This is a genomic window from Blautia sp. AM29-29 (genome assembly GCF_003480555.1).
GTDB classification, from domain to species: Bacteria; Bacillota; Clostridia; order Lachnospirales; family Lachnospiraceae; genus Fusicatenibacter; species Fusicatenibacter saccharivorans.
Window position 1 is genome coordinate 105,139 of the sequence record NZ_QUJD01000010.1, and the last position, 14,162, is coordinate 119,300.

General features: G+C 51.2%; 15 protein-coding genes. 12 read left to right on the forward strand and 3 right to left on the reverse strand.

All coding sequences use genetic code 11. The features are described from left to right. Positions 1-321: 321 nt before the first annotated feature. Genes DW769_RS09135 through DW769_RS09145 form a run of 3 tightly spaced genes read left to right on the forward strand, consistent with a single transcriptional unit; the run spans position 322 to position 3,457 of the window. Complete coding sequence (locus DW769_RS09135) at positions 322-1,296, forward strand: 1-aminocyclopropane-1-carboxylate deaminase/D-cysteine desulfhydrase (protein ID WP_118750285.1); 975 nt, start codon at positions 322-324, stop codon at positions 1,294-1,296. Beyond that, the gene (locus DW769_RS09140) at positions 1,293-2,240 is read left to right on the forward strand and encodes a glycosyltransferase family 2 protein (RefSeq protein WP_118600713.1); all 948 of its coding nucleotides are present in this window, start codon (positions 1,293-1,295) and stop codon (positions 2,238-2,240) included. The genes DW769_RS09135 and DW769_RS09140 overlap by 4 nt, the downstream gene beginning before the upstream one ends. Then, positions 2,237-3,457: an ATP-binding protein gene (locus DW769_RS09145; RefSeq protein WP_118750286.1), complete on the forward strand. Its 1,221-nt coding sequence runs from the start codon at positions 2,237-2,239 to the stop codon at positions 3,455-3,457. The genes DW769_RS09140 and DW769_RS09145 overlap by 4 nt, the downstream gene beginning before the upstream one ends. Before the next feature lie 95 nt (positions 3,458-3,552). Here the strand turns inward: DW769_RS09145 and DW769_RS09150 are convergent, their stop codons facing one another. Next, positions 3,553-3,966, reverse strand: a complete 414-nt coding sequence (locus DW769_RS09150) for a hypothetical protein (protein WP_243026046.1) — start codon at positions 3,964-3,966, stop codon at positions 3,553-3,555. A 45-nt stretch (positions 3,967-4,011) separates the two neighbouring features. Next, complete coding sequence (locus DW769_RS09155; protein ID WP_118719520.1) at positions 4,012-4,239, reverse strand: hypothetical protein; 228 nt, start codon at positions 4,237-4,239, stop codon at positions 4,012-4,014. Between the two features lie 149 nt (positions 4,240-4,388). Between DW769_RS09155 and DW769_RS09160 the strand changes: the two genes are divergently transcribed. From DW769_RS09160 to DW769_RS09200, 9 genes are all read left to right on the forward strand, one after another. Continuing rightward, positions 4,389-4,844 carry a putative ABC transporter permease gene (locus DW769_RS09160; RefSeq protein WP_022462091.1) on the forward strand — a complete coding sequence of 152 codons (456 nt, stop codon included), beginning with the start codon at positions 4,389-4,391 and terminating at the stop codon, positions 4,842-4,844. Between the two features lie 28 nt (positions 4,845-4,872). Continuing rightward, positions 4,873-6,822 carry a fructose-bisphosphatase class III gene (locus DW769_RS09165; protein ID WP_055227271.1) on the forward strand — a complete coding sequence of 650 codons (1,950 nt, stop codon included), beginning with the start codon at positions 4,873-4,875 and terminating at the stop codon, positions 6,820-6,822. A gap of 100 nt (positions 6,823-6,922) precedes the next feature. Next, on the forward strand, positions 6,923-7,972 hold the full coding sequence (locus DW769_RS09170; protein ID WP_022462093.1) for an L-threonylcarbamoyladenylate synthase: 1,050 nt from the start codon (positions 6,923-6,925) through the stop codon (positions 7,970-7,972). Between the two features lie 2 nt (positions 7,973-7,974). Continuing rightward, positions 7,975-8,433, forward strand: coding sequence for an arsenate reductase/protein-tyrosine-phosphatase family protein (locus DW769_RS09175; RefSeq protein WP_055218690.1), 459 nt, complete (start codon positions 7,975-7,977; stop codon positions 8,431-8,433). Next, complete coding sequence (gene rpiB / locus DW769_RS09180) at positions 8,430-8,873, forward strand: ribose 5-phosphate isomerase B (RefSeq protein ID WP_055218692.1); 444 nt, start codon at positions 8,430-8,432, stop codon at positions 8,871-8,873. The genes DW769_RS09175 and rpiB overlap by 4 nt, the downstream gene beginning before the upstream one ends. Before the next feature lie 29 nt (positions 8,874-8,902). Beyond that, positions 8,903-9,532 carry a uracil phosphoribosyltransferase gene (gene upp / locus DW769_RS09185; RefSeq protein WP_022462095.1) on the forward strand — a complete coding sequence of 210 codons (630 nt, stop codon included), beginning with the start codon at positions 8,903-8,905 and terminating at the stop codon, positions 9,530-9,532. 43 nt (positions 9,533-9,575) lie between these two features. Further along, entirely contained in the window at positions 9,576-10,064 is a 489-nt protein-coding gene (locus tag DW769_RS09190; protein ID WP_118750287.1) for a deoxycytidylate deaminase, read from the forward strand. Positions 10,065-10,158: 94 nt separating this feature from the next. After that, entirely contained in the window at positions 10,159-11,058 is a 900-nt protein-coding gene (locus tag DW769_RS09195; RefSeq protein ID WP_118750288.1) for an AraC family transcriptional regulator, read from the forward strand. A 113-nt stretch (positions 11,059-11,171) separates the two neighbouring features. Further along, positions 11,172-12,641 carry a glycoside hydrolase family 30 protein gene (locus DW769_RS09200; protein ID WP_022462098.1) on the forward strand — a complete coding sequence of 490 codons (1,470 nt, stop codon included), beginning with the start codon at positions 11,172-11,174 and terminating at the stop codon, positions 12,639-12,641. A gap of 75 nt (positions 12,642-12,716) precedes the next feature. On the opposite strand, the gene DW769_RS09205 is transcribed toward DW769_RS09200, so the two are convergent. Then, on the reverse strand, positions 12,717-14,126 hold the full coding sequence (locus DW769_RS09205) for an AI-2E family transporter (protein ID WP_055218695.1): 1,410 nt from the start codon (positions 14,124-14,126) through the stop codon (positions 12,717-12,719). Between the last annotated feature and the right edge of the window lie 36 nt (positions 14,127-14,162).

The window sequence follows — 14,162 nt, forward strand, 5'->3', positions numbered from 1 at the left end:
CCCAAAGCCCGCCGGCAGATGTGAAAACAAAAACCGGCGGGCTTTTCCTGTTTCCGGCACGGCTTGCCACGCAGAGAAAAATAGTCTATAATAGGGAAAAGCTTCCGGTGCATGCCGGATTTTAACACCAGTAGACAAGAAGTCCCCTGCTTCTAAAGCGGTGGGATGAATTGTTAAAAGAAACATAACGGCAGTGGCGGGCGGAGAAAAATCGGTATCCTCCACTGACATGAGGCAAGTCACAGTCGAACTATTTTCGGCATGTCAGACTCCGTGAAAATACCGACTGTGAGTTGAAACAAGAATAAAAGAGGAGAAACAATGATACAGACACCAATTCAGAAACTGGAATTTCCAAACGACAGAGGCGTCCGCCTGTACTGCAAGCGGGAGGATCTTCTTCCGTTTTCCTTAGGCGGAAACAAAGTCCGCATCGGACGTGCTTTTTTCCAGGATATGCAGGAGAAAAACAAAGACTGCATGATCATCTACGGAAACAGCAGATCCAACCTCTGCCGCGTGCTGGCCAATCTGTGCTGTGCCGAGAAAATTCCATGCTATATGATCTGTTCTTCTGAAGAAAACGAAGAACACCCGATCGAAACCAACAACAGCCGTCTGATGAAATGGCTCGGAGCCGAAGTCATTCCGTGCAGAAAAACAGAGATTGCGCAGACGGTCGAAAAGACCATGCAACGTCTGACGGAGCAGGGATATCAGCCGTATTATATTTTCGGCGACAAATTCGGAAACGGAAATGAAGGAACACCGGTGCAGGCTTATGTGGATGGCTACCGTGAGATTTTGGAGTGGGAGAGAGAACAGAACGTTTCCTTTTCTCATATCTTTGCAGCATCCGGGACCGGCTCCACGCAGAGTGGTCTGGTGAGCGGAAAACTGATCGAACAGGGAAGCGAGCAGATTATCGGTCTTTCTATTTCATCCCGTGAGTACGACCGCGCGATCCGTATTATGGAGAGCGGGATTTCGGACTATTTTCAGAAGAAGCATCTTTTGCTGCCGGAAGGATGGGAGCAGGAACTGCACCTGGAAATGGGATACCGCCAGGGTGGATACGGTCAGTACGATGAGCGTATTCCGCAGGTGATCCGGGAAGAGTTCTGCCGGAACGGACTTCCGCTGGATCCAACCTATACCGGAAAAGCATTCTGGGGAATGAAGCAGTATATCGAGGAACATGACCTGCAAAACTGTGATGTGCTTTTTATTCACACAGGAGGAACGCCGCTGTTCTATGACTGCATTCTGAACGATACCGATGGAGGAATAAAATGAAACGGATTTCAATTGTCATCCCATGCTACAATTCCGAAGCAACGATTCGGAAGGTTGTAGAGATGGTGATGGAAGAATTCAAAAAAATGGACGGATATGACTGTGAATTTGTCCTGGTAAACGATGGATCTCCAAAAGATGATACGTATGGAGAGATCAAAAAGCTGGGAGAACAGTATAAAAATGTCAAAGGAATCAATCTGCTGCGCAATTTTGGCCAGCATAATGCGCTGATGGCCGCACTCCACTACACGGAGGGAGATTTTATTCTTGGTATGGATGATGATATGCAGACACATCCATCGCAGATCAGCAAACTGATCCATAAAATGGAAGAAGGATATGATCTGGTTTACGGATATTATCCGAAACGAAAAAATTCCTTCCTGAAAAATATCACAAGTAAATTAAACGAAGTCTCATCACGGATTCTTCTCGGGCGCCCTAAAAATATTGTTTCCAGCAACTTCTGGATGATCACCCGTCAGATCAAGGAAGAAGTGGTCAAATACGACAGCTTTAATCCATATATTGATGGGATTTTTTACCGTACAACGCACAAAATCGGGAATGTGGAGGTGGAGCACTTCAAACGTGCGGTGGGAACCTCCAACTATACGTTAAAGAAGCTGATCAAATTATGGCTCGCCTACTGGAACTATTCGGTGATCCCCCTTCGGGTGTCTTCCGTACTCGGTGGAATTTCCGCAGCGGGCGGTTTTCTGGCAGCCATTATCATTGCAATCCGAAAGCTCATCGATCCGAATGTGATGGTTGGATGGTCCTCCACAATCTGTACGATTGTTGTTTTTTCCGGACTGATTTTGATGGTGCTCGGCATTATCGGAGAGTATCTCGGAAAAATGATTCTGATTCTGAACCGCACGCCGCAGTATATTGTGCGGGAAACCATTAACGTATCTGATGAGGAAGAAAAAAAGTGAAAAAAATCATGATTTTAGGTGCCAGTACTTACCAGGTGCCGCTGATACGGACTGCACGCAGAATGGGTCTTTACACGATCGTAGTGAGTATTCCCGGCGATTATCCGGGGTTTGCACTTGCAGATAAAATTTATGAACTGAATACGCGGGATAAAGAAGCGATTCTTGCGGCGGCGGAAAAAGAACAGATCGACGGAATCTGTACATCGGGAACCGATGTGGCCGTCAGCACAATCGGCTATGTCTGTGAAAAGATGCATCTGTCCGGCATTCCGTATGAGGCGGCGGAAATTCTGACCGATAAGGCAAAGATGAAAGACGCATTCCGGCAGGGCGGCGTTTCCGCGGCAGACGGGATGCGGGTAAGAAGCGCAGAGGAGGCACAAAAAACCGCAGAACAGCTTGGATACCCGGTTGTCGTAAAACGGGTGGACAGTTCAGGAAGCCGCGGAATTACCGTAGTGGAGCATTCCGGACAGATCGAAGAAGCGTATGAAAATGCGAGAAACGGTTCGGCAAGAGATTATGTGCTGGTTGAAAAATTCCTCCGCGGAACGGAGATCGGCGTGGATGGATTTGTGCAGAACCACAAACTGGTCTTTCTGGCACCGCACACGAAATTTGTATACCGCGGTGCACACACGACCGTTCCGGTCGGCCACGCATTTCCGTATGGATGCAGCGGGGCACTGCGGGAAGAAATTGCCCGCCAGATGCAGCTGGCCGTCACCGCATCCGGTGCCGATCAGTGCTCCGTCAATGCGGATGTCTTTGTGGACGGAGAGAAGGTCTGGATCATTGAAATGGGCGGAAGAACCGGGGCAACCTGTATTCCGGAACTGATTTCAACGTATTACGGATTTGATTTTTATGAGCAGATGATCAAAAGCGCCCTCGGGGAAGAAACGGATTTTCAGCAGACGGAAAGCTGCCCGTGCATGGCAAAACTGCTGCTGAGTCCGGTAAGCGGAACCATCACACAAATCGACCGGGATCAGGTCGGACGTCTGCGTCAGGAAGGGCTGGAGCTTGTCCTGGATTATCCGGAGGGGCATGAAGTTTCTGCCATGGCAGATGGAACTGACCGGATCGGCCATGTGATTGTAAAGACGGACCGGGAAGCGGAACTGGATGAGCAGATGAAGCGGGTGTACCGCTGTATCTGGATTGATGGAAAAAATCTGGAGACAATCTGGGAAGAGAAAACAGCAAAATAAAAAACCCGGAATCTTTTCAAGACCTCAGAAGAGGAGCGAAAGGATTCCGGGTTTTGCGTTGCCAGGCATATCAATATCCGGTGGACCAATTTTGATTACACTGTTTTTACAGGCTTCATCATCATCCGATAGTAGACTGGAATCAGCAGTGCAACCGCACCGAACCAGGCAAGCGGGCTTGCGATGCAGACGGCAGTGTAGCCTAAGAAGCGTGACAGCCAGACGGTAGCAGCAAGACGCATCACAAGCTCGATCATGCATGCGGCAAACGGTGCGCGTCCGTTCTGCATACTCTGAATCGAGGTGCGGTAGACGGCGAGAAGGCCGAGCAGGAAGTAGAACGGCGCTTCGATCGTCAGGAATGCATCGGAGTAATGGTAAGAATCCGTGATTTCGCTCGAAAAGCTTGGTGAGCAAGTGCATCTGTCCCGCGAGGTCTGCTGCCGCCGCTTCCGGAAAATGACGGGAAAGACGGTGACGCAGTATCTCGAGGAATATCGTGTGTCCAAAAGCCTGCCGCTCGTCGAAAGCGGCTTTTTGCCACGAAAAATATGTTACATCTGTTTGATTGCCTGCAGCATTTCAAGATCCGAAGCAGTCACCTTGATATTGGAAACCATCGTTCGGCCGTCCGGTTTTTTCACCGTGACTTCGAGAATCGTTCCCTCCTCGATCTGCGAGGATGCGAGATCGCTCATGAATTTTACGAACTTCGGGTGGTTTTGGGCGAAACGGTCTCTCAGATTTTTTAATTCTATTAACTTCATTGGGTTAAATGCCATTCTTTTTTCTGTCCTTTCTATTCAAAACTTCTTTCGAAACATGAAAGTATTGTAACATGGAAAAGAAAAAATGCAAGCGGATAAAAAGAGAAAAGACAGAGATACTGGGAATATAGAAAAGATTCTCAATTAGAATGGGAGAAAAACGAATGAAAGCGAAGAAGTATCTGCTGTTTTTTCTTTTGGGCTACTGCATTTATATTGCCATCGAAGTCACCTACCGCGGTTACAGCTTCCGCCTGATGGGCATTGCCGGAGGACTGTCCCTTGCAGGAATCGGAATGCTGGAAGACGCCGGGCTGCGCCGCTTTCCGCTGGCGTTTCAGATGATGGTATCTGCGGTTCTGATCACGGCCATCGAACTGTATTCGGGAATGTTTTCCCTGCGGGTGCTGCATTACCGTATGTGGGACTACAGTGCGCTGCCGTTTTCCTTCTGCGATGGGCTGATCTGCCCGTGGTTTTTCGGGATCTGGTATCTGCTCTCGGCAGTGGGAATTTTTCTCACAGATTATGTGAGCTATTATATTTTCCACGAGGGGACGCACCCGATGTATCGAAAGAAGAAAAAGGGTTGTGCCGAGGGTGAGTTCGTTATAAAATAAGAAAAAACAACCCAGGCAGGAGGTACTCATGGAAAACGAAAAAAATTATCTGGAATATCTCGCAGAATTGTACCCGACCATCGAAAAAGCAGCGACCGAAATCATCAATCTGCAGTCCGTTATCAACCTTCCCAAAGGCACGGAGCATTTCCTTTCGGATATTCATGGCGAATACGAAGCCTTTTCTCATGTACTCCGCAACGGCTCCGGTGCCGTGCGAAAGAAGATTGACGATGTCTTCGGCCACACGCTCGGCATTTCGGAAAAACGTGCGCTTGCAACCCTTATCTATTACCCGAGAGAGCGCCTGGAGATGGAGAAAAAGCAGCAGGAGGATATCGATGACTGGTACAAGGTCATGCTGTACCGCCTGATCGACGTCTGCAAAATCGTTTCTTCCAAATACACCCGTGCCAAAGTGCGGAAAGCCCTGCCGGCGGATTATGGCTATATCATCGAGGAGCTGATCACCGAAAAGCCGGAGGTGCTCGATAAAGAAGCATACTACGAGGCGATCATCCAGACCATCCTCGAAATCGGCAGCGCCGAAAACTTCATCATCGCCGTGGCAGAGCTGATTCAGCGGCTCGTTGTCGATCATCTCCACATCATCGGCGACATCTTTGACCGCGGTCCGGAGCCGTATAAAATCATGGACTGCCTGATGAATTACCATTCCCTCGATATCCAGTGGGGCAACCACGATGTGCTCTGGATGGGCGCTGCGACCGGCCAGCCGGCGTGCGTGGCCAGCACGATCCGCATCTGCCTCCACTATGGCAATCTCGATGTGCTGGAGGACGGCTACGGCATCAATATGCTTCCGCTTGCCACCTTTGCTCTCGAGACGTACGGCGATGATCCGTGCGAATGCTTTGCCGCAAAAGGCGGCGAGGACAGCGGAAATTCCCAGCAGATGCTGGAGCGCCGCATGCACAAGGCCATCACCGTGATGCAGTTAAAGCTCGAGAACCGTCTGATCCGTGAAAACCCGGAATACGGCATGGAAAACCGCCGTCTGCTGGAACAGATCGATTACCAGAACGGAACGGTGACGATTGGGGAGAAAACGTATGCTCTGCGCGACAAGAGCTTTCCGACGATCGACCCGGCGCATCCGGACGAGCTGACAGAAAAAGAGGCAGAAGTGCTCGATAAGCTGATCTTCGCCTTCCGAAACAGCGAAAAACTGCAGGCGCACGTCGATTTCCTGCTCAAAAAAGGAAGCCTCTACCGCGTCTACAATGGAAATCTGCTGTACCACGGCTGCATGCCGATGAATGAGGACGGCACCTTAAAAGAGGTACAGGTCGACGGAAAGAAATACAAGGGAAAAGCACTGTACGATATCCTCGAGCACAACGTGCGCCGCGCATTTGTAAGCCGCGATCCGAAAAAACGGGAGCAGGGCCGCAATACGCTGTGGTATCTGTGGACCGCGCCGAATTCCCCGCTGTACGGCCGCGACAAGATGACAACATTTGAGCGGTATTTCCTCGCAGAAAAAGAGACCTGGACCGAGGTGAAAAACGCGTATTACCGCCTGATCGAGAAAGAGGAGACGGCGGACCGGATCTTACAGGAGTTCGGGCTTGCCGGTGAAAATGTACATATTATCAACGGCCACGTCCCGGTACACCAGAGTGCCGGTGAAAGCCCGGTCAAATGCGGCGGCAAGGTGCTGATCATCGACGGCGGCTTCTGCAGGGCGTACCACAAAGAAACCGGCATCGCGGGTTACACGCTGATTTACAACTCGTACGGCCTCAGCCTCACCGCGCACGAGCCGTTTGAATCGACGGAAAAAGCAATCCAGGAGGAGAAGGATATTGTCTCCCGCCAGGTGGCGGTGCGGTACAACATGAAGCGCCAGTTAGTCGGCGATACGGATCAGGGACGGCAGATCCGGCAGCGCATCCGTGAATTAAAGGAACTGATCGAGGCATACCGCACGGCTCAGTTAAAAGAGCTTCTTTAAATCAAGGGTTTTCAACTGCGCCGGAAAATGGTATAATCAAAACAGTGTGCGCAGATGGAAACATTGTGCGCTGGAACAGATGGAAAGAAGGAAGAAACATATGAGGGCATGGATTGCCAGGATGACAGAAGATAACATAGATCAGAGCGCGATCGAAAAAGCAGGAGAGATTCTGAAAAACGGCGGTCTGGCGGCATTCCCGACCGAGACCGTATATGGTCTTGGCGGAAATGCGCTGGATGCCAAAGCTTCCGAGAAAATTTATGCGGCAAAGGGCCGTCCGTCGGACAACCCGCTGATCGTCCACATCGGAAGAATGGAGGACCTCGAAACCGTAGCGGCAAACGTGCCGGAGAGTGCACGCAAACTGGCAGCCGCATGCTGGCCGGGACCGCTGACGATGATTTTTGAGAAAACAAATGCCGTTCCGCTCGAGACGACGGGAGGCCTTACCTCCGTAGCCGTGCGCTACCCGAGCAACAAAGTGGCAAACGCACTGATCTTAGCCGGAGGCGGCTTCATCGCAGCGCCGAGCGCCAATACATCAGGCCGGCCGAGTCCGACGAAAGCCGAGCATGTGATCGAGGATCTTGGGGACAAAATTGACTGTATCATCGACGGAGGAGACGCCGAGATCGGCCTCGAATCCACTATCGTCGATTTTACAGAGGAGATTCCGACGATTCTCCGCCCGGGCTATTACAACAAAGAGATGCTGGAAAAAGTGCTTGGAACCGTGCGTGTCGATCCGGGAATCCTTGCGGAGGACAGCCATGTGCGTCCGAAGGCACCGGGCATGCGCTACAAACATTATGCGCCGAAGGCAGACCTTACGATTATCCAGGGCGAGATGGAACGGGTGATTCCGGAAATCAACCGCCTTGCCGCAGAACAGGAAAAGGCAGGAAAGAAAGTGGGCGTAATCTGCACCGATGAGACACGGGAGCAGTACACCACAGGAGATATCAAGAGCATCGGGCTGCGCGCCGAAGATGAGACGATCGCGCATCACCTGTTTGCGATTCTGCGCGACTTCGATGAGGACGGCGTGGAGGTGATTTATTCCGAGGCTTTCGACACCCCGCGTATGGGGCAGGCGATCATGAACCGCCTGTTAAAAGCCGCAGGCCACAAAGTAGCAGAGGTATAACAGTGAAACATTACAGCAGGATTTTATTTGTGGACGCGGACGATACCGCGCGCGCACCGATGGCGAAGGCGATTCTGCAGAGCAAAGAGCTTCCGTGGCCGATGGAAATTGGTTCCCGCGGGCTTGTCGTTCTGTTTCCGCAGCCGGTCAACCAGAAGGTAGAGGCAGTGCTTGCGCGCAACGGGCTTTCGGCCAAAGACCACACCACCACACCGCTTACCGCGGAGGACATCAACGACGACACGCTGCTTCTTGTGATGGAGGACAGTCAGAGGGAAAAGATCCGTGAGGACTTCCCGGATGCGCCCCATCTGCAGACGATCGCCGGATTTCTGCGGCTGGCAGGAGACATCCCCGCCCTTTACGGGGAACCGCTTACCGAATACGGAAAATGTTATGAAGCGCTGGAATTCCTGATTGAAGGTGTTCTTGCGCGGCTGAAAGAGGAGGAAGAACAATGATAGCTTTAGGATGCGACCACGGCGGATATGAGCTGATGCAGGAGGTAAAAGCATATCTGGACAAACAGGGACTGGAATATCAGGACTTCGGATGCTACAGCAACGAGGCAGTTGATTATCCGGTTTACGCCAGAAAAGTAGGCCATGCGATCCAGAACGGAACGTGTGATAAGGGAATCCTGATCTGCGGAACCGGAATCGGCATTTCTATCACGGCAAACAAAATGGAAGGAATCCGTGCAGCACTCTGCACCGACTGCTTCTGCGCAGAGGCAACCCGCCTGCACAACGATGCCAACGTACTGGCGATGGGAGGACGTGTTGTAGGCCCTGGCCTTGCAATCAAAATCGTAGAAACCTTCCTGAACACTCCATTTTCCGGAGAAGAGCGTCACGAACGCCGTATTCACTTGATTGAGCATGAAGGCGAAAATGAATAAATTTTAAACAAAACAAAGGAGAAGGGAAAATGGCAAGAACAGTCATCATGGATCACCCGCTGATCCAACACAAAATCGGTATTATCAGAAAGAAAGACACAAGCTCCAAGGAGTTCCGCGAGATGATCAGCGAGATTGCAATGCTGATGTGCTACGAGGCAACCAGAGAGCTGCCGCTCACAGACGTTGAAATTGAAACCCCGATCTGCAAAACAACCGTAAAAGAGCTCGAAGGAAAGAAAATGGCAGTTGTGCCGATCCTCCGTGCCGGTCTTGGTATGGTAGAAGGTATGCTGGCTATGATTCCGGCAGCAAAAATCGGACACATCGGTCTGTACCGTGATCCGGAAACCCTGGCACCGGTTGAGTATTACTGCAAACTTCCGTCAGACATCGCAAGCCGTGAAGTATTTGTAACCGACCCGATGCTGGCAACCGGCGGTTCTGCAACGGCAGCCATCACCATGCTGAAAGAAAAAGGCGCAAAGAAGATCCACTTCATGTGCATCATCGCATCTCCGGAAGGAATCGAGAAAATGCATGAGGTTCACCCGGATGTCGATGTTTTCGTCGGAGCACTGGATGACCATCTGAACGAGCACGGCTACATTGTACCAGGCCTCGGCGATGCCGGAGACCGTATCTTCGGTACGAAATAAGAGCGGAAGCAAAGTACGTTAAGAAAACACAGGGGAAATGGGTATGAGCGATAAACGAGAGGATTATATTTCCTGGGATGAATATTTCATGGCAGTTGCCCAGCTTGCCGGTATGCGCTCGAAGGATCCGCACACCCAGGTGGGAGCCTGCATTGTGAGCGAGAACAACAAGATTCTGTCCATGGGATACAACGGTTTCCCGAGAGGCTGCTCGGACGACGAGTTCCCGTGGGGAAAGACAAGTGAAAATCCGCTGGAAAATAAGTATCTTTACACAACGCACAGTGAACTGAACGCCATCCTGAATTACCGCGGTGGAAGCCTCGAGGGAGCCAAGCTGTATGTGACATTGTTCCCATGCAACGAGTGCTGCAAGGCGATTATCCAGGCGGGAATCAAAACGGTGATCTACGACTGCGACAAGTACGCGGACACCCCGTCCGTGATCGCATCGAAACGGATGATGAAGGCGTCCGGAGTCACTTTTCAGAAATACCACCGCACAGGGCGGGAAATTACCATGTCCCTGTAGCAGAAAAGATAATAGAAGGAGCGCGCCTGAACGAACAGAAAGTTCAGACGCGCTTCGTCTGTATACACGAAAAGACAAGAAACGGGAGGGCACCATGGAGAGCAATTTCGAATGGATTACGGCAAACGGGGATATCGGCATCCGCTTTTTCCACAGCATCGACGACGGCGGCTACAGCAACCCGCCGCACTGGCACAACGATCTGGAGATCATTTATCTTCTGGAAGGCCGTCTGAAAGTGCGTTTCGGTGACGGCGGCGAGCGGCAGATCGGGGCAGATGAACTTCTCGTCATCAACTCCGGCACGATTCACGCCGTGACAGCTTATCCGAATCAGGCCATCGTCCTGCAGGTTCCGTACGAGATGCTGCTGCAGTACATGGAGCATTACGATCAGCTTTACTTTGTTGTGGATGAAAGACCGGCCAGTGAGGCGGAAAAACAAAAACTCGCAGAATTCAAAGCAGTTCTCCGGGAGATGGACGAGGTGTACGGTGCGCAGAAAGAAGTGTATCAGTTAAAATTCGACAGCCTTCTTCTTGAAGCGCTGTACCGCTTACTGGTGGACTATGCGGTGCGGATCGGAAAAGAACACATTCCGCAGAATCAGAAGGCCGTACAGCAGATCCGCGAGGTCATGCGGTATATTGAGGAGCATTACGCCGAAAAGCTGACGGTGGCGCAGGTCGCGGAGCACTTTGGTTATACGCCGAATTATCTGTCGAAGCTTCTGAAACGGTACCTCGGTCTGACGGTCTACCAGTATCTGTATGAAATCCGGCTTGACCGGATCTGCCGCGACCTGCAGCATCCCGAGGCGCGGATCATGGAACTTCTGCCGAAACACGGCTGCGAAAACTACAAGTCGGTGTCGCGTCTGTTTAAGGAGCGGTACGGCTGCAGCATGAAGGAAATGCAGAAGCGGTATGAAAAGGAAAAAGGAGACCGCCCGATGGGCCAGTGGGTAAGAATCAGAAAAGCGGAAATGCCCTAATTTTCTGCCGAAAAAGGCACTAAACAAGAAGAAGAGAGCATGGTATAGTGGAAGCATGAAACAGCGGATTTTCAGTAAATGCCGCAAAACATGTGAAAAATGGAGTGTGGAAAATGAAAGCAAAACAAATTACAACGTACCATGTAAAAGGGGAAGCAAAAACCTGGGAAAAAGCGCTGGCACCGGAAGACGAGTCCAAGAGCGTAAAAATGATTGAGTCGAACGTCATCAACCTGTATCCGGACTTTGCGTTCCAGACCATCGAGGGCTTCGGCGGCGCCATGACCGAGAGCAGCGCATACCTGCTGTCCCGTATGGATGAGGAAACACAGAATCAGGCATTACAGGATATTTTCGGACCGGACGGCCTTCATGCAAGATTTGTCCGCGTGCCGATCGACAGCTGTGACTATTCCCTTGAGGAGTATCAGGCAGTCGCAGACCCGATCGCAGACCCGGATCTGGCAACCTTCTCGATCGACCGCGACCGCAAATATGTCCTTCCGATGCTGAAAAAAGCCATCGAAATCTCCGCAGAGCCGATCAGTGTTCTGATGAGCCCGTGGTCTCCGCCGTATCAGTGGAAAACTGCACCGAAGATCGCAAAGAATGATGCTGCTGTTTACGGTGCAATGGGAATGCCGGTTCCGGAAGAGATTCCGCAGAGAAACCACGGCGGCAGCCTGAAACCGGAGTATTACGGAAGCTGGGCAAAATACGTTGTAAAATATCTGCAGGCATACCTCGATGAGGGAATCCCGGTGACGATGCTGAGCCTGCAGAACGAGACCGTAGCAGCTACCACCTGGGACAGCTGCGTATGGACACCGGAAGAGTCCAAAACCTACCTGAAAGATTATCTGTATCCGGAGATGAAAAAAGCAGGCCTGACGGACAAGATCGGCATCTTCATCTGGGATCACAACAAAGAGCGTATGATCGAGCACGTTCTGACCGTCCTTGACGAGGAGACCATGGACATGGTAGCCGGTATCGCATTCCACTGGTATTCCGGCGACCACTTCGAGGCTGTTGAGCTGATGAAACAGAAATACCCGGACAAAACCTTCATGCTTTCCGAGTGCTGTGCCCTTCACATGCCGGGCAGAATCGGTTTTGGCGACGGTGGTTTCGGACCGGTGAACTTCCAGACACCAGAGTACGTCGATTACCTTGACGCCGCAGATTATGCACACGATATGATCGGAAACCTGAACGCCGGCATGAACCGCTGGATCGACTGGAACTTCCTCGTAGACAAAGACGGCGGCCCGCGCCACGTACCGATGGGATTCACCTCAGGTCTGATTGTAGATGATGATTTCCATTACCGCAAACCGATCATGTACCACTACATCGGCCACATTTCCAAATATATTGCTCCGGGTGCAAAACGCATCGGCTGGAGCAAATACGGAGCAAACCTGGATGTAACGGCCGCAGTCAATCCAGACGGAAGCTACGTTGTGATCCTGCTGAACCGCACAAAAGAGGATTCCGGCTGCTTCCTGCGTGTCAACGGACATATCATGCGTGTCGATCTTCCGGCAGAGACACTCAGCACGGTTGTAATCGAGAAATAAAAAGCAAAAATAAGAAAATGCCTTCTGTGCAGAATGGAAACAGTCTGCACAGAAGGCATTTTTGTAAGATACGATTTATTTTTGATCGGAATCGGAAGAATCTGAGTTTTTCTCTTCGGTCGAAGGCTTTGCCGGTGTATACGGCGCATCAACCGGAGACTCTTCCGTGGTCAGCTTTGTCAGCGCTTTGCGCAGCCGGTAGCCTGGAAAGTGGAAGACTTCGGCCTCGTCGATCTTCTTTTTCTGATATGGGATCGCCTGTCTCGTTTCCGGATCAATGTGGTCCATGTGGAAGTAAAACGCATCGTCATCCGGCAGGTGATGTTTTTCAAGACGACGGTTGGCGAAGTTGCGGCAGACCGTGCAGATAATGGCACAGACCGGAACGGCGATGATCATGCCAAAGACACCCCAGAAGCCGCCGCCGATCAGAATCGAGATGATGATAAGGAAGCTGGACACGCCGGTCGTCTCGCCGAGGATTTTCGGTCCTAAGAAGTTTCCGTCAAACTGCTGCAGGAGAACGACGAAAATCAGGAAATACAGTGCCTGCAGAGGGTCGATCAGAAGGATCAGCAGAAGACACGGAACGGCGCCGAGGAACGGGCCGAAAAACGGAATGATATTCGTCACACCGATGATTACGCTGACCAGCAGTGCGTACGGGGTGCCGATCAGGCTCGTCACAAGATAGCAGATGGCACCGATGATGATCGAATCGATGACTTTTCCAACGAGGAATCCGCTGAATTCCTGGTTCACATACTGGCAGTCGCGGATCACGGCATTTCCGTGATCCAGACCGAGCAGCGCGTAGACTGCTTTTTTCAGCTTGGCAATGTAGCTTTCCTTGTTGTACAGCATGTAGATCGCAACGATCGCGCCAAGCAGAATGTTTTTGAAAAACGTAACCATGTTGACGAGCTGTCCGGAGAGGTTCAGAAGGAACGTACGGAGCATCGGCATCAGGTCATTGGTCAGCCAGTTGGAAAGCTTTGCGGAGAACGTGGAGATGTACTGGTCTGCCGTCTGCTGCATCTCCGGGTAATTCGCCAGCACTTTTGTGGCAAAATCCTGAATGTTGTTTGCGTAGTTGGAGAAGTTGGAGACGATGTTTGTGATACTTGAGAACAGCTCCGGGATCAGGGTCGCAATGAGTCCGTACAGCGCGAAAAGCATGGAGACGTACGTCAGAAGAATCAAAAGCGCCCGCGCAAGCTTTTTACAGCGTACCGACTGTGTTTTTCCGTGCCGGGCAAAGAGTCTGGCGATGATCCGCTGTTCTATGAAGTTAATGATCGGGCTGATCACATAGGCGAGAATCAGGGCTGCAATCAGGGGGGAGAGAATGTTGAGGACATTGTGAAAGGCGGTCCGCACAGAAGTCTGGTGGAAGAGCAGGTAGTAAAAAATCATGGACGCTGCAAGTACCAGAAAGGCAGTAACGCCGGCCCGGACATATTTTCGGTAACGATCCAGTTTCATAAAAATGTAAATCCCCTTTCGAATTTTATTAACCTC